The 24,432-nt window shown below is 72.8% G+C and carries 24 protein-coding genes; 15 read left to right on the forward strand and 9 right to left on the reverse strand.

Annotation, left to right across the window (positions count from 1 at the left end; genetic code table 11):
- The first annotated feature begins 6 nt into the window (after positions 1-6).
- Together E8M80_RS17230 and E8M80_RS17235 are read left to right on the forward strand one after the other, a co-directional pair.
- A complete protein-coding gene (locus E8M80_RS17230) occupies positions 7-333 on the forward strand; it encodes an NIPSNAP family protein (protein ID WP_137126944.1) in 327 nt (108 codons plus the stop codon).
- A gap of 5 nt (positions 334-338) precedes the next feature.
- Positions 339-1,529: an amidohydrolase gene (locus E8M80_RS17235; protein ID WP_137126945.1), complete on the forward strand. Its 1,191-nt coding sequence runs from the start codon at positions 339-341 to the stop codon at positions 1,527-1,529.
- Between the two features lie 156 nt (positions 1,530-1,685).
- Here E8M80_RS17235 and E8M80_RS17240 read toward each other — a convergent pair whose 3' ends face one another.
- Positions 1,686-2,381: a GntR family transcriptional regulator gene (locus E8M80_RS17240; RefSeq protein ID WP_137126946.1), complete on the reverse strand. Its 696-nt coding sequence runs from the start codon at positions 2,379-2,381 to the stop codon at positions 1,686-1,688.
- Between the two features lie 101 nt (positions 2,382-2,482).
- On the opposite strand from E8M80_RS17240, the gene tcuA reads away from it, so the two are divergent.
- The 7 genes from tcuA to E8M80_RS17275 all read left to right on the forward strand — a co-directional run bounded on the left by tcuA (position 2,483) and on the right by E8M80_RS17275 (position 10,033).
- Positions 2,483-3,880, forward strand: a complete 1,398-nt coding sequence (tcuA, locus tag E8M80_RS17245) for an FAD-dependent tricarballylate dehydrogenase TcuA (RefSeq protein WP_170979472.1) — start codon at positions 2,483-2,485, stop codon at positions 3,878-3,880.
- A 4-nt stretch (positions 3,881-3,884) separates the two neighbouring features.
- A complete protein-coding gene (gene tcuB, locus E8M80_RS17250; RefSeq protein ID WP_137126947.1) occupies positions 3,885-5,003 on the forward strand; it encodes a tricarballylate utilization 4Fe-4S protein TcuB in 1,119 nt (372 codons plus the stop codon).
- Positions 5,004-5,073: 70 nt separating this feature from the next.
- Positions 5,074-5,691, forward strand: a complete 618-nt coding sequence (locus E8M80_RS17255) for a M35 family metallopeptidase (protein WP_137126948.1) — start codon at positions 5,074-5,076, stop codon at positions 5,689-5,691.
- A 119-nt stretch (positions 5,692-5,810) separates the two neighbouring features.
- Complete coding sequence (locus E8M80_RS17260) at positions 5,811-7,208, forward strand: M20/M25/M40 family metallo-hydrolase (RefSeq protein WP_137126949.1); 1,398 nt, start codon at positions 5,811-5,813, stop codon at positions 7,206-7,208.
- Positions 7,209-7,351: 143 nt separating this feature from the next.
- Positions 7,352-8,530, forward strand: coding sequence for an enolase C-terminal domain-like protein (locus E8M80_RS17265; protein WP_137126950.1), 1,179 nt, complete (start codon positions 7,352-7,354; stop codon positions 8,528-8,530).
- 7 nt (positions 8,531-8,537) lie between these two features.
- Positions 8,538-9,188, forward strand: coding sequence for a methyltransferase domain-containing protein (locus tag E8M80_RS17270; RefSeq protein ID WP_137126951.1), 651 nt, complete (start codon positions 8,538-8,540; stop codon positions 9,186-9,188).
- Positions 9,185-10,033, forward strand: coding sequence for a MipA/OmpV family protein (locus tag E8M80_RS17275; RefSeq protein ID WP_137126952.1), 849 nt, complete (start codon positions 9,185-9,187; stop codon positions 10,031-10,033). Before E8M80_RS17270 ends, E8M80_RS17275 begins: the two co-directional genes overlap by 4 nt.
- Before the next feature lie 163 nt (positions 10,034-10,196).
- Here the strand turns inward: E8M80_RS17275 and E8M80_RS17280 are convergent, their stop codons facing one another.
- From E8M80_RS17280 to E8M80_RS17295, 4 genes are read right to left on the reverse strand one after another with little or no spacing between them, the layout of a single operon-like run.
- Positions 10,197-10,658: a copper chaperone PCu(A)C gene (locus E8M80_RS17280; protein ID WP_137126953.1), complete on the reverse strand. Its 462-nt coding sequence runs from the start codon at positions 10,656-10,658 to the stop codon at positions 10,197-10,199.
- A gap of 53 nt (positions 10,659-10,711) precedes the next feature.
- Entirely contained in the window at positions 10,712-11,086 is a 375-nt protein-coding gene (locus E8M80_RS17285; RefSeq protein ID WP_137126954.1) for a DUF2946 family protein, read from the reverse strand.
- 43 nt (positions 11,087-11,129) lie between these two features.
- Complete coding sequence (gene thpR, locus E8M80_RS17290; protein WP_170979473.1) at positions 11,130-11,681, reverse strand: RNA 2',3'-cyclic phosphodiesterase; 552 nt, start codon at positions 11,679-11,681, stop codon at positions 11,130-11,132.
- Positions 11,682-11,710: 29 nt separating this feature from the next.
- Positions 11,711-12,313 (reverse strand): arylesterase, encoded by a 603-nt coding sequence (locus E8M80_RS17295; protein ID WP_240790090.1) that lies wholly within the window; start codon positions 12,311-12,313, stop codon positions 11,711-11,713.
- Positions 12,314-12,389: 76 nt separating this feature from the next.
- On the opposite strand from E8M80_RS17295, the gene E8M80_RS17300 reads away from it, so the two are divergent.
- The 5 genes from E8M80_RS17300 to E8M80_RS17320 all read left to right on the forward strand — a co-directional run bounded on the left by E8M80_RS17300 (position 12,390) and on the right by E8M80_RS17320 (position 18,229).
- Positions 12,390-13,118 (forward strand): ABC transporter ATP-binding protein, encoded by a 729-nt coding sequence (locus tag E8M80_RS17300; RefSeq protein WP_137126956.1) that lies wholly within the window; start codon positions 12,390-12,392, stop codon positions 13,116-13,118.
- A gap of 2 nt (positions 13,119-13,120) precedes the next feature.
- On the forward strand, positions 13,121-15,619 hold the full coding sequence (locus tag E8M80_RS17305) for an ABC transporter permease (RefSeq protein WP_137126957.1): 2,499 nt from the start codon (positions 13,121-13,123) through the stop codon (positions 15,617-15,619).
- A gap of 107 nt (positions 15,620-15,726) precedes the next feature.
- On the forward strand, positions 15,727-16,329 hold the full coding sequence (locus E8M80_RS17310; RefSeq protein WP_137126958.1) for a hypothetical protein: 603 nt from the start codon (positions 15,727-15,729) through the stop codon (positions 16,327-16,329).
- Positions 16,330-16,501: 172 nt separating this feature from the next.
- A complete protein-coding gene (locus E8M80_RS17315; RefSeq protein ID WP_137126959.1) occupies positions 16,502-17,290 on the forward strand; it encodes a Bax inhibitor-1/YccA family protein in 789 nt (262 codons plus the stop codon).
- Positions 17,291-17,380: 90 nt separating this feature from the next.
- Entirely contained in the window at positions 17,381-18,229 is an 849-nt protein-coding gene (locus E8M80_RS17320; RefSeq protein WP_137126960.1) for a hypothetical protein, read from the forward strand.
- Positions 18,230-18,245: 16 nt separating this feature from the next.
- Here the strand turns inward: E8M80_RS17320 and E8M80_RS26695 are convergent, their stop codons facing one another.
- The 4 genes from E8M80_RS26695 to E8M80_RS17340 form a co-directional block, all read right to left on the reverse strand.
- Positions 18,246-19,424, reverse strand: coding sequence for a CarD family transcriptional regulator (locus tag E8M80_RS26695; RefSeq protein ID WP_240790091.1), 1,179 nt, complete (start codon positions 19,422-19,424; stop codon positions 18,246-18,248).
- 189 nt (positions 19,425-19,613) lie between these two features.
- Positions 19,614-19,940 carry a ferredoxin FdxA gene (gene fdxA, locus E8M80_RS17330; RefSeq protein WP_137127011.1) on the reverse strand — a complete coding sequence of 109 codons (327 nt, stop codon included), beginning with the start codon at positions 19,938-19,940 and terminating at the stop codon, positions 19,614-19,616.
- Positions 19,941-20,025: 85 nt separating this feature from the next.
- Entirely contained in the window at positions 20,026-20,325 is a 300-nt protein-coding gene (locus E8M80_RS17335) for an RNA-binding S4 domain-containing protein (RefSeq protein WP_137126961.1), read from the reverse strand.
- A 39-nt stretch (positions 20,326-20,364) separates the two neighbouring features.
- Entirely contained in the window at positions 20,365-23,178 is a 2,814-nt protein-coding gene (locus E8M80_RS17340) for a helicase-related protein (RefSeq protein WP_170979474.1), read from the reverse strand.
- Between the two features lie 89 nt (positions 23,179-23,267).
- Between E8M80_RS17340 and E8M80_RS17345 the strand changes: the two genes are divergently transcribed.
- Positions 23,268-24,389: an MFS transporter gene (locus tag E8M80_RS17345; RefSeq protein ID WP_137126962.1), complete on the forward strand. Its 1,122-nt coding sequence runs from the start codon at positions 23,268-23,270 to the stop codon at positions 24,387-24,389.
- Positions 24,390-24,432: the final 43 nt, after the last annotated feature.

The raw sequence follows: 24,432 nt of genomic DNA on the forward strand, positions 1-24,432 counted from the left end.
AACGTCATGATCCACGAACTCCGCATCTACCGCTGCGTGCCCGGGCGCCTGCCGGCGCTGCTCAAGCGCTTCGAGACGCTGACGCTCGGCATCTGGGCCCGCCACGGCATCCGCCAGGCCGGCTTCTGGACCACCCTGATCGGCGAATCGAACCAGGAACTGCACTACCTCCTGGAATGGTCGTCGCTCGCGGAGCGGGAGGCGAAATGGGCCGCCTTCGTGGCCGACCCCGAATGGATCGCGGGCCGCGCGGAGACCGAGAAGGACGGCCAGATCGTCATGAGCGTGAGCAATGCGATCCTGCAGCCGACCGCCTTCTCGGCCGTGAAATAGCGGTCATGCAGGACGCAGCGCTGGGCGCGCGCATCGCGCGCCATCTGCCGGACCTCGTCGCGATCCGCCGCGACATCCATGCGCATCCGGAACTCGGCATGGAGGAGACTCGGACCGCCGCCCTCGTCGCGCGCGAACTGCGCGCGCTGGGGCTCGAGACGGTGGAGGGTATCGGCCGCTTCGGCGTGGTCGCGACGCTGCGGGGGAAGCGCCCCGGCCAGGGCGCGATCGGGCTGCGCGCCGACATGGACGCGCTGGCGCTGACCGAGCAGACCGGCCTGCCGCATGCCTCCACCATCCCGGGGCGCATGCATGCCTGCGGCCATGACGGGCACACGGCGATGCTGCTCGGCGCCGCGCGCGTGCTGGCGGACGACCCGGACTTCGCCGGCACGGTCCACTTCATCTTCCAGCCCGCCGAGGAAGGCCGCGGCGGCGCGAAGGCGATGCTGGCGGACGGGCTGTTCGATCGCTTCCCCTGCGATGCCGTCTATGGCCTGCACAACATGCCGGGCATGCCGGTCGGCAGCTTCGCGCTGCGCGAGGGGGCGCTGATGGCGGCGTCAGGGCGCTTCGTCGTCACCTTCCGCGGGTCCGGCGGGCATGGCGGGGCGGCCGCGCACCTGGCGAACGACCTGGTGCTGGCGCAGGCGATCTTCGTGCAGGCGATGCAGGGGATCGTCAGCCGCGACGCGCCGGCGCTGGAAAGCGTCGTGGTCAGCGTCGGCTACCTCGGCGCCGGGACGCGGGAGGCGCTGAACGTCATGCCGTCGGAACTCGTCGTCGGCGGCACCATGCGCGCCTTCAACCGCCCGATGCAGGAGTTGCTGGAGCGGCGCATCCGCGACCTGGCGGAGCTTGCCGCCGCGAGCCAGGGCGCGCGCGCCGAGACGGTGCTGTCCTGGGGCACGCTGCCGCTGGTCAACCATCCGCGGGAGACCGGCGTGCTGGCCGCCGCCGCGCGCGCGACGGGCGGCGACGCGGCCGTGGACACGGCGACGCCGCCGGTGACGGGCGGGGAGGACTTCTCCTTCATGCTGGACGCCAAGCCCGGCGCCTTCGTCTTCATGGGCAATGGCGGGGCGACGGCGGGCGACACGCCCGGGCTGCACACGCCGCTCTATGACTTCAACGACGAGGCGTTGCCCCATGGGGTCGCGCTCTGGGTCGGGCTGGTGCGGCAGGAACTGGGCTGAGCGCTCATGCGGGCGGCCGAATGCCTCGACCGCCGGCATTCGCCTTTTCGTGCCCTCAGGCGCCGGGCGGAACCCTCCGGATTACTTGGCTGTGCCGGACGTCCGGCGCGCCGCGTTCGCGGCCTCGGCACGAGTCGAAAGATCGTGCCGGTCATCTCAGCCCTGGCCGGCCGCGCCCGGCGTCGCGACCGGCACGCCGAGCGTGCCGACCATCCAGGCCAGGCGGTGCTTCTGCGCCGCGCGGGCATGGCGGCGCGCGGCAGCCTCGGCGGCCTCCCCGTCGCGCTTCACGATGGCCTTGAGCATGGCGCGGTGCTCGGCATGCGCCTGTTCCGCCCGCCCGCCCCGCGTCAGCAGCGTCGGCAGCAGGGACATGGTCGCCGAGAGCTGCTCGAGGCTGCGCAGCAGGTAGCGGTTGTGCGCTGCGAGGTAGAGCAGCCCGTGCAGCCGCTGATTCACCGCCGCCAGCGCCCGTGCGTCGCCGAAGGCGTCCGGCTCGTGCTCGACGATCTCGGCCATGGCGGCGATCTCGGTCTCGCTGGCGTGCTGCGCGGCGAGGCGCGCGGCGGCGCCTTCCAGCACTTCCCGCATGACATAGAGTTCGACCACCTGCTGGTGGTCGGGGCGCGTGACGGCCAGGCCGCGGCGCGCCTCGTGGGTCAGCAGCCCCTCCGCCTCCAGCCTGGCGATCGCCTGGCGGACCGGGGTGCGGGAGACGCCGAAGCGCGCCGCGAGGTCCGTCTCGGTCAGCCTTTCCCCCGGGGCGAGGCCGCCGTCGCGGATCGCCGCGCGGATGCGCGCATAGGCGCTTTCGCCGAGGTCGCGGGTGGGGGTGGGGGTGGCGCCGTCCATGGGGCGTATCGTAGCCGAGCGTCGCCCGCGCCGCACCATCCAACTGGACATCCTTGGATACATCTGTACACCGTAGCCTGATCCAGGGGGAACGGGACGCCATGGCGGACCTGACACAGACCTTCGACGTGCTGGTGGTGGGCGGCGGCAATGCTGCGCTCTGTGCCGCCATCACGGCGCGCCAGGTCGGCGCCACGGTCGTGCTGGCCGAACACGCGCCGAAGGCGATGCGCGGCGGCAATTCGCGCCACACGCGCAATCTGCGCGCGCTGCACCACGGGCCGACGGGCGTCCTGACCGACGCCTACCTCGAGGAAGAATACTGGGACGACCTGCGGCGCGTAACAGCCGGCAGGACCGACGAGCCGCTCGCCCGCATGTGCATCCGGGCCAGCGAGCAGGCGCCGAAATTCCTCGAATCCTGCGGCGTGGTGTTCCAACCCTCGCTGTCGGGCACGCTCTCGCTCAGCCGCACCAATGCCTTCTTCCTGGGCGGCGGCAAGGCCCTGGTGAATGCGCTGTACCGCACCGCTGAACGGCTCGGCATTACCATCCTGTACGACACCGAGGTGCAGCACATCGAGGTGAAGGACGGCTTCGCGACCGAGGCCGTCGTCTCACACCGCGGCTTCCCCGCGCGCATCCGCTTCAAGGCGCTGGTCGCCTCCGCCGGCGGGTTCCAGGCGAACCGCGAATGGCTGCGCCAGTACTGGGGCGATGCCGCCGACAATTTCCAGATCCGCGGCACGCCCTATGCGCAGGGGCGCATCCTGAAGGACCTGCTGGCCCAGGGCGTGCAGGAGGTGGGCGACCCGACCCAGTTCCACGCCGTCGCCAACGACGCCCGCGCGCCGATGGAGGATGGCGGCCTCGCCATGCGGCTCGACTGCGTGCCGTTCTCCATCGTCGTGAACCGCGACGTCGAGCGCTTCTACGACGAGGGCGAGGATGTCTGGCCCAAGCGCTACGCCATCTGGGGCCGGCTGATCGCGCAACAGCCCGGCCAGGTCGCCTTCGCGATCAACGACAGCAAGGCGCAGCACGACTACCTGCCGCCGGTCTTCGCCCCCTATCGCGCCGACAGCATCGCGGAACTCGCCGGCCTGATCGGCCTCGATCCCGGCAGGCTCGAGAAGGTGGTCGCGGACTACAACGCCGCGGTGCAGCCCGGCACCTTCCGCGCGCAGTCGCTGGACGATTGCCGGACCGAGGGGCTGAGCCCGCCCAAGTCCCACTGGGCGCGGCGGATCGACACGCCGCCCTACTACTGCCACCCGCTCAAGCCCGGCATCACCTTCACCTTCCTGTCGGTCAAGGTGAACGACCGCGCCCGCGTCATGATGGCCGACGGCAAGCCCAGCGCGAACATGTTCGCGTCCGGCGAGATCATGTCCGGCAACATCCTCGGCCAGGGCTATCTCGCGGGCTTCGGCATGACCATCGGCACCGTCTTCGGCCGCCTCGCGGGCGAGGAAGCGGCGAAACTGATCAGGAACTAGGACGATGGCGCACGAGAGCGAAACCGTCGCCGAGGCGCGGCGGCAGATGGAGATCTGCAACGCCTGCCGCTACTGCGAGGGCTATTGCGCGGTCTTCCCCGCCATGGCGATGCGTCGGTCCTTCGCGGAGGCGGACCTCACGCACCTCGCCAACCTCTGTCACGGCTGCAAGGGCTGCTACCACGCCTGCCAGTACGCACCGCCGCACGCCTTCGGGATCAACATCCCGGCGACCTTCGCGGAACTCCGCACCGAGGGCTACGCGCGCCACGCCTGGCCCGCGCCGATGGGCCGGCTGTTCGAGCGCAACGGCACGATCGTCTCGCTGCTTGCCGCCCTCGGCGTTGCGGTCACGCTGATTCTGGTCGCGGCGCTGCAGGACCCGGCGGTGCTCTACTCCGCGCAGACCGGCGTAGGCGCGTTCTTTCGCATCATCCCCTACTGGCTGATGGTCTCCCTCGCCACGCTGACCTTTGGCTACGGCGTCTTCGCCATGGCGATGGGCGCGCGCAACTACTGGCGGGAGACCGGCGGCATGGGTGGCGCCTTCGCGCCGGCGCCGGCGGCGGATGCGGCCGTGGATATCCTGACCATGCGCAACCTCGGCGGTGGCGGGCATGGCTGCAACGACCTCGACGAAGGCTTCGCCATGCGCCGGCGCTGGCTGCACCAGGCGCTGATGTATGGGTTCCTGCTCTGCTTCGCCGCCACCACCACGGGGGCGATCTACCACCACATCTTTGGCTGGAAGTCGCCGCATGCCTTCCTGTCGCTGCCGGTGCAGTTCGGCACCTGGGGCGGCGTGCTGATGATGATCGGCGCGGCGGGGCTGATGCAGGTGAAGGTCGTGACCGACCCGGGTCCGGTCTCCCGCAAGGTGCTGGGCGGCGAGTTCGCCATGCTCGCGCTGCTGTTCCTGATTGCGGCCACGGGGTTGCTGCTGCTGGCGATCCGGCATACCGGCGCCATGGGCGTGATGCTCGCCATCCATCTCGGCCTGGTCTTCGCCTTCTTCGTGGTGATGCCCTATTCCAAGATGGTGCACGGCGTGTATCGCGGCATCGCGCTGCTGCGGAATGCGCGGGAGAAGCGCGCGATGAAGCCGGCGGCCGCGTCCGGCTGAACCGTTTCATCGCCGGCCCGGCGCCGGCGATGCATTCTCCGTCTGCCACCCGAGACCAAGGCAGACCGAGATGCGCAAGACCTTCGTCGCCACCGTCGCCGCCCTTGCCGTCCTGGCCGTCGCGCCGCCGCCGGCCGCGGCCCAGGGCACCAAGGGCCAGGACCGGCCCGCGCTGTCGCGCAACGGCACCTGCACCGAGGCCGAGCGCGTGGTCATCCGCCGCGCCTTCGGCGACGCCCGCCAGATGACCAACGCCTCGATTGCGGCCCTGACGCTGGAGCCCGAGACGGTCCGGCCGCATCTGACGCGCTTCTTCGGCTCCAACCCGCCCGGCGCCATCGCGAAGAACTTCCGCGTCATCGCGCAGGGGCTCGAACAGCGCGAGGGCCGCATCGCCTATGAATGCAACCGCGCCGATGCCTGCCGCGGCAGCACCTTCGCCTATGTCCGCTGGGGCGGCGCCGCGCGCGAGACGATGGGCTTCTGCCAGATGTTCTTCCAGGCCGATCGCACCGGCCAGGACAGCCAGGGCGGCATCGTCGTGCATGAGATGAGCCACCTGGCGCTCGGCACCCGCGACCACGCCTACCAGCCCCGTGGCGCCGAGAACCTGGCCAAGGACGACCCCGCCGCGGCGCAGATGAACGCCGATAGCTACGAGTACTTCGCCGAATTCCTGCCGCGCTGATTTGCCCCCCAGCCAGGCAGCGAACCCGCCGGGCGCCGTGCGATCCCGCACGGCCCCGGCGGGACCTTTATCCGCCGCCTCCGCCGCGCGATGCTGCGCGCAGCCACGGAGGACGAGCCATGCCAGGAACCCGCAGCGGCGCCATCGCCCGCGCCCATCGCTGCTTCGACGGCGGCGATTACCTCGATCGCCTGCGCGCGCTGGTCGCGGTGCCGACCGAGAGCCAGCTGCCCGAACGCCTGCCCGACCTCCGCCGCTACTGCGCCGAGACGCTGCCGCCGCTGCTCGACGACATGGGCTTCGCGCACCAGGTGCTGGACAACCCCGAGGCCGGGCGCGGCCCAGTGCTGGTCTCGACCCGCATGGAGGATCCGGCACGGCCGACCGTCCTTGTCTACGGCCATGGCGACGTGGTGCGCGGCCTCGCCCCGCAATGGTCGAACGGCCGCGACCCCTGGGCCGTCACGATCGAGGGCGACCGCTGGTACGGCCGCGGCACGGTGGACAACAAAGGCCAGCACCTGATCGCAATCGAATCGCTGCGCGCCGTGCTGGCGGAGCGCGGTTCGCTCGGCTTCAACGTGAAGGTGCTGGTCGAAACCGGGGAGGAGGTGGGCTCGCCCGGCCTCGCAGAATTCCTGGAGCGCCACCGCGAGACCTGCGCGGCCGACGTGTTCATCGCGCTGGACGGCCCGCGCCAGACCACCTTCCTGCCGGAGGTCTCGCTCGGCGCGCGCGGCGCCGTCGCCTTCGACCTGGCGGTGGATTTCCGGGCGACCGAGCACCATTCTGGCCATTTCGGCGGTGTCCTGGACGATGCCGGCTTCGTGCTCGCGCATGCATTGGCCAGCATCGTCACGCCGCGCGGCAGGATCCTGGTCGAGGGCTGGCTGCCGAAGGACGTGCCCGCCAGCGTGACCGAGGCGATCGACGGGCTGACCATCGAGGACATGCCGGGCGTGCCCCAGGGCAGCGCGGACTGGGGCGAGCCGGGCCTGTCGAAGCCACGGCGCATCTATGGCTGGACCAGCGTGATCGTCCTTGCCTTCACCTGCGGGCATCCGGACGCGCCGACCAATGCGGTGCAGGGGCGCGCCCGCGCGCGGCTACAGGTGCGCCACACGGTAGACCTGCCGGCGGAGGAGGTCGTCCCCGCGCTGCGCCGGCACCTCGATGCGCAGGGCTTCGGCATGGTGCAGATCCACGAGATGATGAACCGCGCCATGTTCCCGGCCTCCCGCACGCCGCCCGACAACCCCTGGGTGAAGCGCGTGGTCGCGAGCCTGGCGCGCAGCAGCAACCGCCGCCCGAACGTGCTGCCGAATTCGTCGGGCTCCTCGCCCACGGAACTGTTCCGCCAGATCCTCGGCGTGCCGGCGATCTGGATCCCGAACTCCTACCCGGGGTGCAACCAGCACGGGCCGGACGAGCACGCACTGGCGCCGCTGCTGCGGGAAGGGCTCGGGCTCATGGCGGGGCTGTGGTGGGACGTGGGGGCGGAAGGTCACGGGGCGTGAATTCCCGCGTCGATCCGCCGCCCTTCCTTGTCATCCGCTGCTGAACCCGCAAGGTAGGGCGTCAGCTACCAGGACAGGTCGGGGGGCGTGGGGGAGAAGTCCCCTTCGCCCCCCGTCTCTCAAGCACACCAGGGGAGCGCCCCATGCGCATCGCCAGCATCCGCCAGGGCGTCGTGCCCATCAGCAGCGCCATCGCCAACGCGTATATCGACTTCTCCAAGATGACCGCGAGTGTCGTCGCGATCACCGTCGAGGATGGTGCGGGCAAGTCGGCCACCGGCTACGGCTTCAACTCCAACGGCCGCTACGCGCAGCCCGGCCTGCTGGCGGAACGCTTCGTCCCGCGCCTCGAAGCCTGCACCGAGGCGATGCTGACGGCCGGGGACGGCACGCTCGACGTGCACGCTGCCTGGGCCGCGATGATGAAGAACGAGAAGCCCGGCGGGCATGGCGACCGCAGCGTGGCCGTCGGCGTGCTCGACATGGCGCTGTGGGACGCGGCGGCGAAGCTCGAGGGCAAGCCGCTGTGGCGCCTGCTGGCCGATCGGTATCGGGAGGGCGAGGCCGACGAGGCCGCCTGGGTCTACGCCGCCGGCGGCTACTACTATCCCGGCAAGGACGTCGACACGCTGGTCGAGGAGATGAAGCGCTACCTCGGCCTAGGCTACACGACGGTGAAGATGAAGATCGGCGGCGCCCCGGGCACCGCACTCCGCGACGCGCTGAAGGAGGACCTGGCGCGTATCGAGGCGGTGCTGAAGCTGCTGGGCGGCGACGGCACGCGGCTCGCGGTCGACGTCAACGGCCGCTTCGGCCTGCATGCGGCGCTCGCCTACGGGGCCGCGCTCGCGCCGCTGAACCTCCGCTGGTACGAGGAGCCGCTCGACCCGCTCGACTACGCGACGCATGCGACGCTGGTCGAGCACTACGCGCCGCCGCTCGCGACCGGCGAGAACCTGTTCTCCATGCTGGATGCCCGCAACCTCATCCGCCATGGCGGGCTGCGGCCGGACCGCGACATCCTGCAATTCGACCCGGCGCTGTCCTACGGGCTGGTCGAATACCTCCGCACGCTCGAGATGCTGCAGGCCCATGGCTGGTCGCCGCGCCGCTGCGTGCCGCATGGCGGGCACCAGTTCGCGCTCAACATCGCGGTCGGCCTCGGCCTCGGCGGCAACGAATCCTACCCGGAGGTCTTCGCCCCCTTCGGCGGCTTCGCGACCGACACGCCGGTGGTGGACGGGCGCATCCGCATGCCGGACATCCCCGGCATCGGCTTCGAGGCGAAGGGCGACCTCTGGGCCGTGCTCAAGGATCTCTGACGGCACCATGCACGACCTCCCGGCGCGCGTGGCGGCGCGCTATCCCGGCATCTCGCGCACCGAGCGCGGCTTCATCGGCGGCAAGCTGCGCGCGGACCCGGCCGTGGCCGCGCTGCTGGCGCTCGGGCAGGCGCGCCACCTGGGCGCGGTGGTGGACCTCGGCTGCGGCCGTGGGCAGCTCGCGATCGCGCTGCTCCTGGCGGGCGTCGCCGAACGCGTGACCGGCCTCGACATCGACGCCGCCAAGATCGCCCTGGCGCAGCGCGCCGCCGAGGGGCTTGCGGCCCGGTTCGACGTCGCCGACCTGGTCGCGGCGGAGGTCCCCCGCGCCGATACCGTGCTTCTGGTCGACGTGCTGCTGCAACTGCCCGAGGCCGCGCAGGATGCGCTGATGGCAAGGATCCTCGCCGCCGCGCCGCGCTGCGTCGCGATCCGCGCCTTCGACCCCGAGCGCGGCTGGCGCAGCAGCCTGGGCTTCGCGATGGAACGCGTCCGCCGTCGCCTCGGGGGCGACCGCGGGCTGGACGGGGCCGTCGCGCCGCGACCGCTCGGCCAGATCGCGCGCCCGCTGGAAGCGGCGGGCTATGCCGTCACGATCACGCCCTGCTGGGCTGGCACGCCCCTGCCGAATGTGCTTCTGGTGGCGGAACGCCCATGATCCTTCGCCTCCTCCCGCTGCTTCTCCTCGTCGCCGTCGCGCTGCCGGCGCGGGCGCAGCAACTCCCGGTGTTCGAGGCGGGCATCGCCGGCGGCGGCGGCTGGCTGCCGGCCTACCCGGCCTCGGACCAGAACCGCTGGCGCGGGCTGGCCGTGCCCTACGTGATCTACCGCGGGGACCTGTTCCGGGCGGATGATTCCGGCCTGCGCGCCCGCGCCGCGCTGGCCGACGGGATCGAGATCACCCTCAGCGCCTCCGGCGGTGTGAACGGGTCCTCGCGCGACATCACCGCGCGCGAAGGCATGCCCGACCTCGAATGGCTGGGCGAGATCGGGCCGACGCTGCGCTTCACGCTCTGGCGCGGGGACGACCCGGCCGCGCCGCGGCGCATCCTGATCGACACGCCGGTGCGCGCGGTGTTCTCGACCGATTGGTCGTCCGTGTCCTTCCGCGGTTTCACCTTCGCGCCCGACATCGCCTACGAGCACGTCAACTTCCTGTCGCCCTTCGCGCGGTTGCGCCTGTCGGCGGGCGTGGCGTTCGGCACCGAACGCTACGGGGACTACTTCTACGAGGTCGACCGGGAATACGCCCGGCCGGATCGCGCGGCCTTCGACGGCCGCGCGGGCTATGTCGGCGCGCGCGTCTCGGCCTCCTACCGCCTGCCGCTGAACGAGCGCCTGTCGGTCGTGGTCGGCGGGCGGGTCGAGAATTTCTCGGGCGCGGCGAATGCCGACAGCCCGCTGTTCCGGCGCGAATGGAACGCCTCGGTGGTGGCTGGCTTCGCCGTCGCGCTCTGGCGGTCGGAAGCCCGCGTGGACATCGCCGCCCAGCCCTTCGACTGAGCGGCGCGGCCCCTTCATACCAAGCGCACGAAGTTCCGACGTTCGGCCCGAAGGGCCGAGGCCGCGACTGCGGTCCGCCGGTTGTCCGGCGGAGCCAAGGGCCGCGGATGCGGCCCGCCCGGCGTCTGAGGGGCACGAAGGTGCAACCTTCGTGCGTCAGGTATCAGTGCCGGTGGCCGCTGCTCCGGGCGCCGGCGGATTCGACGACGAGTTCCACCTGCACCTCGCCCGCGCGCTCGAAGCGCAGCGTGAGCGGCACCCGGCCGCCCTGCTGGAGCGGCGCCGCCAGCCCGATCAGCATGATGTGCAGGCCGCCAGGACGAAGCTCGACGGTCGCGCCCGGCGGCACCGGGATGTCCTGCACCGGGCGCATGCGCATCACGTCGCCCTCCCGGATGAGGGTGTGCAGTTCCACGGTGCGGGCGGCGGGCGTGGCGGCCGAGAGCAGGCGGTCGGCCTCTGTGCCGCCGTTGCGCAGCGTCATGAAGCCCGCGCCGTTGGCATTGGCGCCGGCGGCGCGGGTCCAGGGCCGGACGATGCGGATATCGCCGGCGGCGCGGTCCTGCGCGGCGGCGGGCAGGGCGGCGACGGCGACAGCCGCCGCCAGGAGGGAACGACGAAGCATGGCGGGAAGTCCTTCGGAATGACGTGACGGAGGGCGCCGGAGGCGCCGGGAGGTCAGCCGAAGGCGGGCGGGGCGCGGGGCGCGAAGGGCGGCGCGCGGGCGGGCGGCGGCAGGGCCTCCGCCGCGGTCGGGTTCCAGGCGCGCCCGGATGCGGCCCAGGCGGGGGCCGGCGGGGCGGGCGGGGCGGGCAGCGTGACCTGCGGCAGCGCATGGCAGGCGGGGCAGAAGCCGCGACCCGCCTCATGCGCCGGCATCTCCTGGCCGTCAGGGCCGAGATGGACCGTGCGCGCACCCTCGGCGCTGCAGATCACCGCCGCGAGGCCGGCGGGCGCCGAGACCAGGGCGAGGCAATGCGCCGGTGCCGCCACGACCTGCACGAACAGGACCGCGGCGACCAGGCGCGCAACGAGGCGGGGCAGCCGGCGCATCGCGGTCACCTACCCCCCGGGCCGCGCCCGGGCAAGCGCCCGGTCAGGCCGCGGCGCGGGACAGCAGGTCGTAGTCCACCTCCGCCGTGTAGACCGACGCCTCCTTGCCGAGGCGCGAGGACAGCAGCGTGAAGTGCTCCACGCGCATGGGCGCGGCACGGAACAGGTTGTGCGCCTGGACGAAGGCCACGACCTTGTCGGGCGGGGCGCGGTCCACCCGCGCGATCGTCACATGCGGGCTGAACCGCTTGCGCTCCGGCGGCAGCCCCACGCGCTGCAGCGCCGTCTCCACCTTGCCCTGCAGGTGCGACAGCGCATCGTTGCGCTCTGCGCCGACCCAGAGCGACTGGATGCGCCCGGCCTTCTCGAAGGTGCCGAGGCCGCGCAGCGACAGGTCGAAGGCATTGCCGCGGATGGCGGCGAGCGCGTCGTCCACCTCCTGCGCGCGCCAGTTCTCGATCTCGCCGATGAAGCGGAGCGTGAGGTGGTAGTTGTCCGGCGGCACCCATTTCGCGCCCGGGATGCCGCCCGCCAGCCCGGCAATGGCGGAACGCAGGTCTGCGGGAAGGGTCAGGGCGACGAACAGGCGCAGCATCGGGAGCCCCCTTCCGTGTCGCGGCGTCTTCAGCCGGCGGGAATCCGCGCCAGCAGCGATTCGACCGAGGGCAGCATGCGACGGACGAGTTCCGCGACGCCAGCGTCATTCGGGTGAATGCGATCCGGCTGGTTGAGGGCGGCCTCGCCGGCCACGCCCTCCAGCAGGAAGGGATAGAACACGACCCCGGGCCGCTGTTCCGCCAGGCGGGCGAAGGTCGCGGCGAATTCGCGCCCGTAATCGGCGCCGAGGTTGGGCGGCGCCAGCATCCCCGCCAGCATCGCCGGCAGCCCGCGCGCGGCCAGCGCGTCGAGGATGGCGGCGAGATTCTCCGCCGTCGCGCGCGGCTCGATCCCGCGCAGCCCGTCATTGCCGCCGAGCGCCACGATCACGGCGTCCGGCCGGTCCGCGAGCGCCCAGTCGAGCCGTGCGCGACCGCCCGCGGTCGTGTCGCCCGAGACGCCGGCGTCGATGATACGGACCTGGTGCCCCTTCGCGCGCAGCGCGGCCTCGAGCCGTACCGGGAGAGCCTGGCCGCGCGGCAGCCCGTAGCCCGCGGTGATGCTGTCGCCCAGCACCATGATGCGGACCTCGCGCGCCTGCGCAGGTCCCGCGGCCAGCAGCGGCAACACTGCGATACAGGCCGAAAGTTTGCGGATCGCGCGGCGACGCCCATATCCGGCCGGACGCCGCGGAAACAAAAACGACATGGACACCCTTCCACATGCCGCCCCGAAGCTTGCCGGGGCCCCTGGCGACGCGCCGCTGATCCAGGCCCTCGGCCTCGGGTTCCAGGTGAGGGCCCAGGCGGGCGAGATCAATATCCTGCGCGGCGTTGACCTCGCCGTGCGGGGCGGCGAGGCGGTCGGCATCGTCGGCCCCTCGGGCTCGGGCAAGACCTCGCTGCTCATGCTGCTGGCCGGGCTCGACCGGCCGACGGCGGGCAGCCTCAGCGTCGCGGGCCACGACCTGACGCGCATGGGCGAGGACGCGCTTGCGGTGTTCCGGCGCGAGACGGTCGGCATCGTCTTCCAGGCCTTCCATCTGGTGCCGACCATGACGGCGATCGAGAATGTGGCGGTGCCGCTGGAATTCGCCGGCCGGGCCGATGCCTTCGACCGCGCCGAGGCGGCGCTGCGCTCGGTCGGGCTCGGTCATCGCCTGACGCATTACCCGGGCCAGCTTTCCGGCGGCGAGCAGCAGCGCGTGGCGCTCGCCCGCGCCTTCGTGGCGGAGCCCCGGCTGCTGCTGGCGGACGAGCCGACCGGCAACCTCGACCGCGGCACCGGCGGCCACGTCATGGACCTGCTGTTCGGCCTGCGCGAGCAATTCGGCACCACGCTGCTGCTGATCACCCACGACCCCCTGCTGGCCGAACGCTGCGAGCGGCAGGTGCGGATCGAGGACGGGCGCATCGTCGCGGACGGCGCGGCCTGACCATGCGCACGCTCACCCTCGCCTTCCGCTTCGCGCGGCGGGACCTGCGCGGCGGCGTGAAGGGCCTGCGAATCGTGCTCGCCTGCCTGGCGCTCGGCGTCGCTGCGATCGCGGCGGTCGGAACGCTGCGGGCCGGCGTGGCCGAGGGGCTGCGCGCCGACGGCGCCCGCATCCTGGGCGGCGAGGTCGAGATCGGCTCCCAGCAGGGCCCCGTCCCCGACGCGGCGCTGGACTGGATGACAGCACGCGGCGCGCGGCTGTCGCAGGTCGTGCAGATGCGCGCCATGGCGGTCGCGCCGGATGGCGAGCGCACGCTGGTCGAGCTGAAGGCGGTCGACGGCGCCTATCCGCTGTTCGGCGAACTCGTGCTCGACCCGCCGGGCCGCCTGTCCACCGGCGAGGTCGCGGTCGAGCGCGTGGTGGCCGACCGGCTCGGCCTCGCGCCCGGCGCCGAGATCCGCATCGGGGAAGCGCGCTTCCGCCTGCGCGGCATCATCGCAAGCGAGCCCGACAAGGTCACGAGCCCGGCCATCCTCGGCCCGCGCGCCATGATCAGCATGGCGGACCTGCCGGCCACGGCGCTGATCCAGCCGGGCAGCCTGGTCACCTTCGAATACCGCGCCGCGCTGCTGGAGGGCACCGACCGCCGCGCCTTCGCGGATGCCTTCCGCGAGGCCTTCCCGCAGAATGGCTGGCGGGTGCGCACCGCCGACCAGGCGGCGCCCGGCGTCAACCGTTTCGTCGACCGCGCCGCCTTCTTCCTGACGCTGGCGAGCCTCACCGCGCTGCTGGTGGGCGGCATCGGCGTCGCGACCGGCGTGCGCGCCTGGCTCGACCAGCGCGCGCGCACCATTGCGACGCTGCGCTGCCTCGGCGCCTCGCCCTCCGTGATCTTCGCGACCTACCTCGTGCAGGTGGTGGCGCTGGCGCTGGCCGGCATCGTCATCGGGCTGGCGGCGGGCTTCGCGCTGACGGCCGCGGGCGCCTCCGTGCTGGCCGGCGCGCTGCCGGTGCCGCCGCGGATAGGGCTCTATCCCGAACCGCTGCTGCTGGCGGCGCTCTATGGGCTACTGACGGCGCTCGCCTTCGCGCTCTGGCCGCTCGGCCGCGCCATGGAGATCCCGGGGGCGGCGCTGTTCCGCGACACGCTGCAGCCCTCCGGCGTGCGGCCGCGGCTGATGCTGGTGGCGGCGACGGCGGCGGCCGGGGGGGCGCTTGCGCTGCTGGTCGTGGCGACGGCGGAGAACCGCTTCTTCGCGCTATCCTTCGTGGGTGGGGCGCTCGCGACGCTCGCGCTGTTCCGCCTTGGCGCCTGGGGCCTGATGCGCGTCGCGCGGCGCTTCGCCCGCGTGCGGCGGCCGACGCTCAGGCTCGGCCTCGCGAACCTGCACCGGCCGGGGGCGCCGACGCCGCTCATCCTCGTCTCTCTCGGCATCGGGCTGACCACGCTGGCGGCCATCGCGCTGATCGAGGGCAACCTTCGGCGCCAGATCTCCGAGCAACTGCCCGACCAGGCGCCGAATTTCTACTTCATCGACATCCAGTCGACGCAGGCCGCGGCGTTCGACCGCCTGGCTGCGGCGCAGCCCACCGTGACCGAGGTGAAGCGCGTTCCCTCGCTCCGCGCCCGCGTCGTCGCCGTGAACGGCACGCCGGCCGAGGAGGTGCGCCCCACGCCCGAGACCGCCTGGGCGCTGCGCGGCGACCGCGGCCTGACCTATGCCGCGACGCCGCCCGACGGCACGCGCATCGTCGAGGGCCAATGGTGGCCCGCCGACCATCGCGGCGAGATGCTGGTCTCCTTCGACGCGACCCTCGCGCGCGGCTGGGGGGTCGGCATCGGGGACACGATCACGCTGAACGTGCTCGGCCGCGACCTGCCGTTCCGCATCGCGAACCTGCGCGACATCGAATGGCGCGGCCTGGGGCTGAACTTCGTCTTCGTCGCCTCCCCCGGATTGCTGGAATCGGCGCCGCACACGCACATCGCGACCGTGCGCAACGACGCAGCGCAGGAAGGCGCGGTGCTGCGCACGATCAGCGAGGCATTCCCGAACGTCTCCGGCATCCGGGTGCGCGACGCGTTGGAGGCGGTGGCCGGGTTGCTCGCGCGGATCGGCACGGCGCTGTCGGCCACCGCCTCGCTCACGCTGGCCGCGGGCGCCCTGGTGCTGGCCGGCGCGGTGGCGGCCGGACAGCGCCGCCGCGTGCGCGACGCGGTGGTGCTCAAGACCGTCGGCGCCACGCGGGCGCAGATCCGCCGGGCCTTCCTGGTGGAATTCGGCCTGCTCGGCGCGACGGCCGGGCTGATCGCCGCGGCGGCGGGCACGGCGGCCTCCTGGGGCGTCGTCACCTATGTCATGCGGGCCGACTGGGTCTTCCTGCCGGGAACGCTTGCGGTGGTGGTGCTGGCCTGCACCCTGCTGACGCTGGGCTTCGGCTATGCCGGCACGGCGCTGGCGCTGCGCGCACGGCCGGCGCCGCTGCTCCGGAACGAATAACGACATCCGGAAGCGGCATGGCGCCCCCGGAGGCGCTTCCGGCGCGGGCGGCACCTGGACTAGGCTCGCGCCGGGCGAAGCGCCCCCCAAGAACGCAAGGATACCCGATGTCCCGTACGACCCGCTCCAGACTGTTGCTGACCGCCCTCGTTGCCGTCCCGCTGCTCGGCCTCGGCGCGTGCGCGTCGGACGTGCAGCAGCCCGTCACCCCGCCGCCGCCGACGGTGGTGTCCTCCGCCAAGGAAGCCGTGGGCGTGGTCGAGCGCGTGAACGCGCGCACCCGCGAAGTCGTGGTCCGCACGCCCAACGAGGGCCGCGTCACCCTGATCGCGGGGCCGGAGGTGCGGAACTTCGCGCAGATCCGCCGCGGCAACCGCGTCCGGGTCCGCTTCGAGGAAGCGGTGGCGGTTCAGCTCACGCCGCGCGGCACCAGCCTGCCGGCCGAGGCCGATGTCGGCGCCGCGCGCGCCGCGCCCGGCGACCGCCCGGCCGGCGCCGTGGTCGCGACGGTGCGCGACACGGTCACGATCAACGCCGTGGACACCGCGGCGAATACCGTGACCTTCACATCCTCCCGCGGCGTGCGCCGGACCCTACCGGTGCGGGCCCCGCAGATGCAGGAGTTCATTCGCACGCTCCGGCCCGGCCAGCGCGTGAACGTCGCGATCGCCGAGGCCGTGGCGATCTCGGTCGAACCGGCCGCCCAGTAGCCGGCCTTCGGCGCGCCGACCATCCTGCGGCCGGCGCGCATTCGAAGTTTGCGATGTTACGGAGCGTTGCCGGGCCGCCGCTTGGCGTGGTCCCCCGTTGAACGCCCTGAATTTTTCTCCATATTCGTGGGCCGTGGGGAATCATCCCCCCTTTGGAGGAGTCTTCAACGTCATGGCCTTTGGTCCCGACACTCGATTTACGACGGGTGCGCCTGGCTGGGGTCGCACCGCGACCGCCGACGCCGCCGCCGTCGATGCCGGGCTGCGGTCGTACATGCTCCGGGTCTACAACTGGATGGCCTCGGGGCTGCTGCTGACGGGCATCGTGGCGATGCTGATCGTCAGCGTGCCGTCCATCAACGGCCTGTTCTACGAGGCGGTCCGCACCGCGTCCGGCCGCATCGTCATGGCGCCGACCATCCTGTGGTGGGTCGCGGCGCTATCGCCACTCGCGTTCATCCTCGTCTTCTCCTTCGGCGCCAACCGGATGAGCAAGACCACGGCACAGGCGCTGTTCTGGGCCTTCGCCGCGGCGATGGGCGCCAGCATGTCGAGCCTCGCCTACCGCTACACCGGCGAATCCATCGCGACGACCTTCTTCATCACCGCCGGCATGTACGCGGCCATGAGCCTCTATGGCTACACGACGAAGGCGGACCTGACGCGCTGGGGCTCGCTGCTGCTGATGGGGCTGATCGGCATCATCCTCGCCAGCATCGTGAACATCTTCATCGGCTCGGGCGCGCTGGCCTTCGCCATCAGCGTGATCGGCGTCGTGGTGTTCCTGGGCCTGACGGCCTTCGACACGCAGCGCATCAAGGCCGACTACGTGCAGCACGCCTACGCCGAGGGCACGGAACTGGCCGGCAAGCGCAGCGTGTTCGACGCGCTGGCGCTCTACCTGAACTTCATCAACCTGTTCCAGATGCTGCTCTCACTGCTGGGCAACCGGCAGGAGTGAAGCGGCGCGGCACCGGCCGCTCGGCAACGGGCCCCGGGGAGCGATCCCCGGGGCCTTTCCTTTGCGCGCGCGACGCGGCGTGATGCGCCGATGCCCCGGCCCCTTCTCGTCACCATCGCGACCCAGCGCAGCGGCACGAAGTTCCTCGGCGCCTGCCTGAATGCCGGCGCGCTGGTGCGGTCCTTCGGGGAACCCTTCAAGCCGCCGCCGCCGGAAAGCCCCTTCCCCGCCTTCGCGGCCGGTTGGATCGCCGCCCATCCGGGCTTCGCGTTCCGCGGCACGGAGGTCGCGGCGATGCTCGACGGCTTCCTCGACAGCCTCGCGGACCGGGCCGCGGCGGAAGGGCGGACCGCCCATCTCGATGTCATGTACAACAACCTCGGCGCCTTCACCGGCGCCTGGACCTGGCCGGTGCGGGTGGCCGGGGAGAGCCCGCTCTGCCGTCTGCTCCGTGCGCGCGGCGCGAAGGTGCTGCACCTGGTGCGCGAGAGCGTCGCGGACTGCGTCGCCAGCCGCTTGATCGCCGAGCACCGGGGCTACCACCGGCGGCGTGGCCAGCCGGAGCCCGACGGCGCGCTACGGTTCGCCATCGACCGCGGCGCGGCCGAGCGCGAGATGCGCGACATCCTGGCCGCCCGCGCATTCGTTCGCCGCGCCTTCCGCGGCTATCCGGACATCGCGGAACTCGCCTACCCCGACTTCATCGCGGGCAACGCCGTCGAGGCGAGCGCCAGGGCGCGGATCGCGGGGCTTATGGACGTCCCGGCCGCGGGGGGCGGGGCGGCGCGCCTCCTCGGCGCCAGCGACCTCCTGCCGACCGCGCCGGACAAGGCGAAGGTCATCGAGAACTGGGCCGAACTGGTCGCGATCGAGGCACGCCTGCGCGACGAAGCCACCCACGCGGCGGGCCGGCTTGAACGCGGCGGCGGCCCCGGGTAACGGGGCGCCAGGCGCCTCAGTCCGCGACGGGCTCGGCCTTCTCCGCCTTGTCGGCCTTCTCCCCCTTCTCGGCCTTGCCGAGATAGGTGAGCAGCTTCTCGATCGCCGCCGTCTTGTCCGACGCGTCGATCGCGGCGACCTCGGCCGCCAGGCGGTCGAGCGCCTGCTCGTAGATCTGGCGTTCGGAGAAGGACTGGTCCGGCTGCCCGGCATTGCGGTGCAGGTCGCGCACCACCTCGGCGATCTGGATGGGGTCGCCGGAGTTGATCTTCGCCTCGTATTCCTGGGCGCGGCGAGACCACATGGTGCGCTTGATGCGCGCCCGGCCCTTCAGCGTATCGAGCGCCTGCTGCATGGCCGCCCCGGCGGCGAGCTTGCGCAGCCCCGAGGACGCCGCCTTGTTGACCGGCACGCGCAGCGTCATCCGGTTCTCGTCGAAGGTCACGACAATGACCTGCAGCGTGTAGCCCGCGGCCTCGACCGTCTCGATGCCCTGCACCGTGCCGACGCCGTGCGTCGGGTAGACGACATGGTCCCCCGCCTTGAAGTCCTCCTTCGGCCGGGGCGCCGAGCGGCTGGCCGCGGCGGATGCGAGGGGCGATGCGGTCGGGCGGTGCGTCGGCGGCGGCAGCGACACAGGCGCGCCGCGCGGCACCGGAGGCGGCGGCGGCTTCATCGCCGGTGCCACGCGGGCAGGCGTGGTGACGGCAGGCGGCGGCGCGGCCTTCGCGGGCGCCGGCGCGGCGGCGACAGGCGCGGCTTTCGGCGGCACCGGCACGGCGGCTGCGGGTGCGGGCTTCGACGGGGCGACGGTGGCCTTCGGGGCCAGCGCCTTGGTGGCGGGCGGCGCCGGGCGCTTGGCGACGGTGACGGACTTGGCGGTCGGCTTGGCGGCGGGCTTCGGCGCGGTCTTCGCGGCGGGCGCAGCCGCGGCCTTTCCGGCCGGCTTGGCCGTGGGCTTCGGGGCGGTTTTCGCGGCCGACTTGGCGGGAGCGGCCTTGGCCGTCCTGGTCTGGGTCTTCACAGCCTTCGCCGCGGCCTTCGGCTTCGCGGCCGGCTTGGCCACGGCCCTGGCAGTCCCGCCGGGCTTGGCCTTCGCCTTGGGCTTCGGCGCAGCCACGGGCTTGCTCTTCGCCTTGGGCTTGGCCGTGCCGCGGCTCGCGGTCTGCGCCTTGGTGCGGGCAGGTGCCTTCATGCGTGGTGTGCTCCCATCCTCGCGGCGCGAATGTCGAGGCCGCGCGCCGCGGCGATCCTGGCGGCCTGTCGCATCCGCCCGCGCGCCGCAGACAAGCCGGGCGTCGGCCGAACGTCTGCTCTGGGCCATCTATTTGAAACATTAGCAGAAAAATAGCGCCCCGTCATCCCCGGGGCGCGGCCGGCAGGGTCAGCCCGGGTTCGGGCTGAACAGGTCCTTCTTGCCGGGCTTGTCCTTCCACTCGTCGGCATCGGCAGGGGCCTCGCCCTTGCGGGTGATGTTGGGCCACTGGGTGGAATAGGTCCGGTTCAGCTCGAGCCAGGCGGTCGCCTTGTCGTCGCTGTCGGGAACGATCGCCTCGGCCGGGCATTCCGGCTCGCAGACGCCGCAATCGATGCATTCGTCCGGGTGGATGACGAGCATGTTCTCGCCGACGTAGAAGCAGTCCACCGGACACACCTCGACGCAGTCCATGTACTTGCACTTGATGCAGTTCTCGGTGACGACATAGGTCACGGTCGAGCGGTCCCCGGCTGGGCGTTGCGGCACCTGCAACATGGCCAAGGCATGCCCGCGCCGCAAGGCGCGCCGCGCGCATGGCTCAACCCCCCGCCATGTCCCCGGACAGATCTTCGTACAGGCCGCGCGCCTCGGCAGCCGGGCCGCGTCGGTCGGCCAGCGCCAGGACGCGCCAGATGGCGATCCGGCCGCGTTCGCCCGCCCCCTGCGCGATGGTCAGGACGTCCCCCGGGCGGACCCGGGCGTGCGGCTTGTCGGTCGGTTGGCGATTGATGCGGACGGCACCGCCTTCGACCAGGCGGGCGCAATCCGCGCGGGTCTTGCGCAGTCGCGCGCACCAGAGCCAGGCGTCGAGGCGCTGTGCGTCACGATCCGCGGACATGCGCGGGCCGCAGCCTCGGCACGGCGCGCCGCCGCGGCATCAGTCCTTCTTGAGGAGGCTGGCCAGCACCGCGAAGGGGCTGTCCGGCCGCGGCATGGCGGGCAGGGGGGCGCGGTCCTCCCGCGGGCGGCGGGGGCCGCGGTCGTCGCGCTGCGGCGGCTTGCCCTGGCGCTGGTCGCGCGGCGGGCGGTTGTCCGGCCGGGGCGGGCGCGGGCCCTCGCGCGGCGGGCGCGGCACCTCGGCGGCGGCGGCGCCCTCGGCGGGCGCGCCCTGCGCCTCGGCGGCGGGCTGGCCCTCGGCGACGCGTTCGGGGCGCGGGCCCCGGCGCGGGCCGCGCTGGTCGTCCCGTCGCGGGCCGCGCTGCTCGTCGCGCCGCGGGCCGCGCGGGTGGTCCTGCCGCGGCGGGCGGGCATGCGCGATGCGTGCCGGCGCCGGCGGGCCGAAGGCGCCTTCCTCCAGCGTCTCGGCCGGGATCAGGCGGAAACCCATCGCGTCCAGCACGGGGCCGAGCATGTCGCCCTTGATGCCGAGCCGGCTCGCGAGGTCCCCCGGCAGCATGGCCGGTGCGCGCCGCGTCAGGTGGCCGAGTTCGCCCGCAATGCGTTCCGCCACGTCGAGGCGCAGCAGCACCGGGCCGGCCGGCAGCCAGCCCATGGTCTCGGCGAAGCCGCGCGGCCAATCCTCCCGCGCCGGCACGGCGATGAGGCCACCGCCGGGCAGCTTCGGCGTCTCGATGCCGCGGAGCAGCGACCAGAGCTGCGCGCGCAGCGCCATGGCGCGCGGCTTCATCGCCTCCGGCACGAACAGCGCGTAGCGACCGGCGCGGATGCCGATGGCCTTGAGCTTCTGCCGCAGGTCCGGGCGGATGTCGGGGTCGGTGCGGCCCATCGCGAGGCCAAGTTCCTCGCGCAGGCGGAAGGCGGGGCCGCGCAGTGTGTTGTCCTCGGCCGCCTTGGCCTCGGCGGCGAAGACGGCGCCGAGCTCGCGCTTGATCAGCGCGTCGAGCCAGGTGGCCAGGCGCTCGCGAATGCGCTCGCGCTGCGCGCCGTCGAGGAACTCGGACGGCAGCACCTCGACCTGCGGCTTCGACGGCTCGGGGCCGGGCTTGAGGCGCGCGACCTCGGCGATGTCGCCCAATCCGGCTGGCATGTTGGGCGCGTGCGAATAGGCCCAGGTGACCTTGTGGCCGCCGGTGATCGCGAAGGCGTCGTCCTTGGCCGCTTCCAGCATGGCGACGCGGCGGGGAATCTCGGCCGACAGCGCACGGCGCGCGGCGCGCAGCACGACGCGGCGCTCCTCCTCCTCGACCGCGCCGGGGTCGGGCTCGAAGGCGAAGCCCTTCACGTGGCCGACCGGGTGCCCTTCCACGACAACCTCGCCGCGGCGGGTGACGGCGGACAGAAGCTCCTCCTCGCCCTCGTCCATCTTGCGGATGAGGTGCGCGGCGCGTCGGTCGACGAAGCGCGCGGTCAGCGTCTCGTGCAGCGCGTCGCTGACCATGTCCTCGGCGCGGCGGGCATCGGCCTGCAGCCCGGGCGCGTCGTCGACCCAGTCGTTGCGCGCGGCGATGTAGGCCCAGACGCGGATGGCGGTGATCCGCGCCATCAGCGTGTCGAGGTCGCCATCCGTGCGTTCCAGCACCGCGAGCGCGCCCGATACCCAGTCCCGCGGCAGCCGGCCATCCTTCGCCAGGTGCGTGAACAGCTTGGCGCAGAGCGCGGTGTGGCTGTCATCGGCGAGCTTGCGGAAATCCGGGACCTGGCAGGCTTCCCACAGCAGGCGCACGCGCGACATCGTGTCCGCCAGGTCGCGGACCTCAACGTTGCGGGACAGCGCCTCGAGCGTGATGTGGTCGACCGCGTCGTGCCCCTTGGCCAGGCCCGGCTGCGGCGGCGGCGCGGCGAGGCTGCCGAGCAGACCGTCGATGCTGGTGAAGTCCAGGTCCGAATTGCGCCAGGCGACCTGGCCGATCGGCTCGAAGGCATGGGTTTCCACGGCCGCGACGATCTCGTCGGGCATCGGCGCGCATTCGGCCGTGGTGCCGAAGGATCCGTCCTTCATGCCCCGGCCGGCGCGGCCCGCGATCTGCGCCACTTCCTGCGCCGTCAGCGGGCGGGGCTGCTGGCCGTCGAACTTCTGCAGCGCGGCGAAGGCGACATGGTCCACGTCCATGTTGAGGCCCATGCCGATCGCATCCGTCGCGACCAGGAAATCGACCTCGCGGTTCTGGTAGAGCGCGACCTGCGCGTTGCGCGTGCGGGGACTGAGCCGCCCCATCACCACCGCGCAGCCGCCGCGGCGGCGGCGCACGGCCTCGGCGATGGCGTACACCTCCTGCGCACTGAAGGCGACGATGGCCGAGCGCGCCGGCAGGCGCGTGAGCTTCGCGGGGCCCGCGTAGGTCAGTTGCGACAGGCGCGGGCGCGTCTCGATCTCGGCCTTCGGCACCAGGCGGCGGAGCAGCGGCGCGATGGTCTCGGCACCGAGGAACATGGTTTCCACCATGCCACGCGCATGCAGCAGCCGGTCGGTGAAGACATGCCCGCGGTCGGGGTCGGCGCAGAGCTGGATCTCGTCCACCGCCAGGAACTCGACCGGACGGTCGAGCGGCATCGCCTCCACCGTGCAGGCGAACCACTTCGCCTCGGGCGGGACGATCTTTTCCTCGCCGGTGATGAGCGCGACGTGGCGTTCGCCCTTCTGGGCCACCATGCGGTCGTAGTTCTCGCGCGCCAGCAGGCGCAACGGGAAGCCGACGATACCCGAGGCATGCGCGAGCAGTCGCTCGATCGCGAGATGCGTCTTGCCGGTATTGGTGGGGCCGAGGACGGCGCGGACCCGAGGTTCGAACATGCGCGCAGACGTTCCGTGGTGGCGGGCCGGCTTCCGTCGCACGGGGCGCGGCACTTGTCCATGGCGGGGCGGCGCGGCATGGGTTGCGCGTGGGATCTTCCGCGCCGCGCTTCGCCATACTGTTCGCCGCCCAGTTCGCGGCGGTGGGCGTGATGCTGCCCTTCATCCCGCCGCTGATGGCGGCGCGCGGGCTGGGCGCGGCGGAGGTCGGCACGATCCTCGCCTGCGGTGCGGCGTTGCGTCTGCTGGCGGGGCCGGCGGGCGGGCGGCTAGCGGATGCAATCGGCGCGCCGCGCGCGGTGATGGCCGCGGGCGCGGCGGTGGCCGCGGCGGCGGCGGGGCTCTATGGCGTTGCGGATGGCTTCGCCGGGCTGCTGGCGGCGAACCTGCTGTTCGCGCTCTCCTTCGCCTGCGTCGTGCCGCTCGGCGATGCGATGGCTCTGCGCGGGGCTCGGGAGGAATCCTGGGACTACGGCCGGGTGCGCGCGGCGGGCTCGGCGGCCTTCATCGTCGCGGCGGGCGCCGCAGGATGGCTGGCGGACAGGGCCGGGGCGGGCAGCGTCGCCTGGCTGCTGGCCGGCACGCTGGCGGCGGCGGCGCTGGCGGCGCTGGCGCTGCCGGCGGGGCAGGCGCCGGTGCGGCGTGGCGGTGGCGCGTTCCGCGCCGTGCTCGCGCTGCCCGCCTTCCGGCGCATCCTGGCGGTCAGCGGCCTGATCCAGGGCAGCCACGCCGCCTACTACGCCTTCGGGTCCATCCATTGGGCGCAGGCCGGCGTGCCGGGCACCACGATCGGGTTGCTGTGGTCGTGGTCGGTGGTCGCGGAGGTGGCCCTTTTCGCCTGGGGGCGGCCGATCGCGGACCGGATCGGGGCGCGCGGCCTGGCACTGGCAGCGGCCGCCGCGGGCCTGCTGCGCTGGGGCATCACGGCCGAAACGGTGGCGCTGCCAGCGCTGGTGCTGGCGCAGGCGCTGCACGCGGTGACCTTCGGGGCGATGCACCTGGCGACCATGCGGGTGATGCAGCAGGCGATCCCGCCGACGCTCGCGGGAACGGCGCAGACGCTGCTGGCGGCGGGGATCGGGGCGGTGATGATGGCGGGGACGCTCGCCGCCGGGCAGGGCTACGCGACCCTGGGCGGCGCGGTGTTCTGGGCCATGGCTGGGATGTGCGCGGCGGCGGTCGCGCTGGCGCCGCGGCTCGGGCGGGGTTGAATGCGACAGGGGCACGGCCCCTTTCGGAACCGCGCCCCCGGCA

Origin of the sequence: Roseomonas sp. HF4, assembly GCF_005222755.1 — a bacterium.
Taxonomy (GTDB): domain Bacteria; phylum Pseudomonadota; class Alphaproteobacteria; order Acetobacterales; family Acetobacteraceae; genus Neoroseomonas.

Excerpts from the sequence above, each read along its gene's own strand:
- E8M80_RS17335 (WP_137126961.1), bottom strand. The coding sequence starts at position 20,325 with ATGTCCGCGGATCGTGACGCACAGCGCCTCGACGCCTGGCTCTGGTGC.
- E8M80_RS17230 (WP_137126944.1), top strand. The coding sequence starts at position 7 with ATGATCCACGAACTCCGCATCTACCGCTGCGTGCCCGGGCGCCTGCCG.
- E8M80_RS26695 (WP_240790091.1), bottom strand. The coding sequence starts at position 19,424 with ATGAAGGCACCTGCCCGCACCAAGGCGCAGACCGCGAGCCGCGGCACG.
- E8M80_RS17260 (WP_137126949.1), top strand. The coding sequence starts at position 5,811 with ATGCCAGGAACCCGCAGCGGCGCCATCGCCCGCGCCCATCGCTGCTTC.
- E8M80_RS17240 (WP_137126946.1), bottom strand. The coding sequence starts at position 2,381 with ATGGACGGCGCCACCCCCACCCCCACCCGCGACCTCGGCGAAAGCGCC.
- E8M80_RS17340 (WP_170979474.1), bottom strand. The coding sequence starts at position 23,178 with ATGTTCGAACCTCGGGTCCGCGCCGTCCTCGGCCCCACCAATACCGGC.
- tcuB (WP_137126947.1), top strand. The coding sequence starts at position 3,885 with ATGGCGCACGAGAGCGAAACCGTCGCCGAGGCGCGGCGGCAGATGGAG.
- tcuA (WP_170979472.1), top strand. The coding sequence starts at position 2,483 with ATGGCGGACCTGACACAGACCTTCGACGTGCTGGTGGTGGGCGGCGGC.
- E8M80_RS17310 (WP_137126958.1), top strand. The coding sequence starts at position 15,727 with ATGTCCCGTACGACCCGCTCCAGACTGTTGCTGACCGCCCTCGTTGCC.
- E8M80_RS17235 (WP_137126945.1), top strand. The coding sequence starts at position 339 with ATGCAGGACGCAGCGCTGGGCGCGCGCATCGCGCGCCATCTGCCGGAC.
- E8M80_RS17280 (WP_137126953.1), bottom strand. The coding sequence starts at position 10,658 with ATGCTTCGTCGTTCCCTCCTGGCGGCGGCTGTCGCCGTCGCCGCCCTG.
- E8M80_RS17315 (WP_137126959.1), top strand. The coding sequence starts at position 16,502 with ATGGCCTTTGGTCCCGACACTCGATTTACGACGGGTGCGCCTGGCTGG.
- E8M80_RS17285 (WP_137126954.1), bottom strand. The coding sequence starts at position 11,086 with ATGCGCCGGCTGCCCCGCCTCGTTGCGCGCCTGGTCGCCGCGGTCCTG.
- E8M80_RS17275 (WP_137126952.1), top strand. The coding sequence starts at position 9,185 with ATGATCCTTCGCCTCCTCCCGCTGCTTCTCCTCGTCGCCGTCGCGCTG.
- thpR (WP_170979473.1), bottom strand. The coding sequence starts at position 11,681 with ATGCTGCGCCTGTTCGTCGCCCTGACCCTTCCCGCAGACCTGCGTTCC.
- E8M80_RS17305 (WP_137126957.1), top strand. The coding sequence starts at position 13,121 with ATGCGCACGCTCACCCTCGCCTTCCGCTTCGCGCGGCGGGACCTGCGC.
- E8M80_RS17320 (WP_137126960.1), top strand. The coding sequence starts at position 17,381 with ATGCCCCGGCCCCTTCTCGTCACCATCGCGACCCAGCGCAGCGGCACG.
- E8M80_RS17270 (WP_137126951.1), top strand. The coding sequence starts at position 8,538 with ATGCACGACCTCCCGGCGCGCGTGGCGGCGCGCTATCCCGGCATCTCG.
- E8M80_RS17255 (WP_137126948.1), top strand. The coding sequence starts at position 5,074 with ATGCGCAAGACCTTCGTCGCCACCGTCGCCGCCCTTGCCGTCCTGGCC.
- E8M80_RS17300 (WP_137126956.1), top strand. The coding sequence starts at position 12,390 with ATGGACACCCTTCCACATGCCGCCCCGAAGCTTGCCGGGGCCCCTGGC.
- E8M80_RS17265 (WP_137126950.1), top strand. The coding sequence starts at position 7,352 with ATGCGCATCGCCAGCATCCGCCAGGGCGTCGTGCCCATCAGCAGCGCC.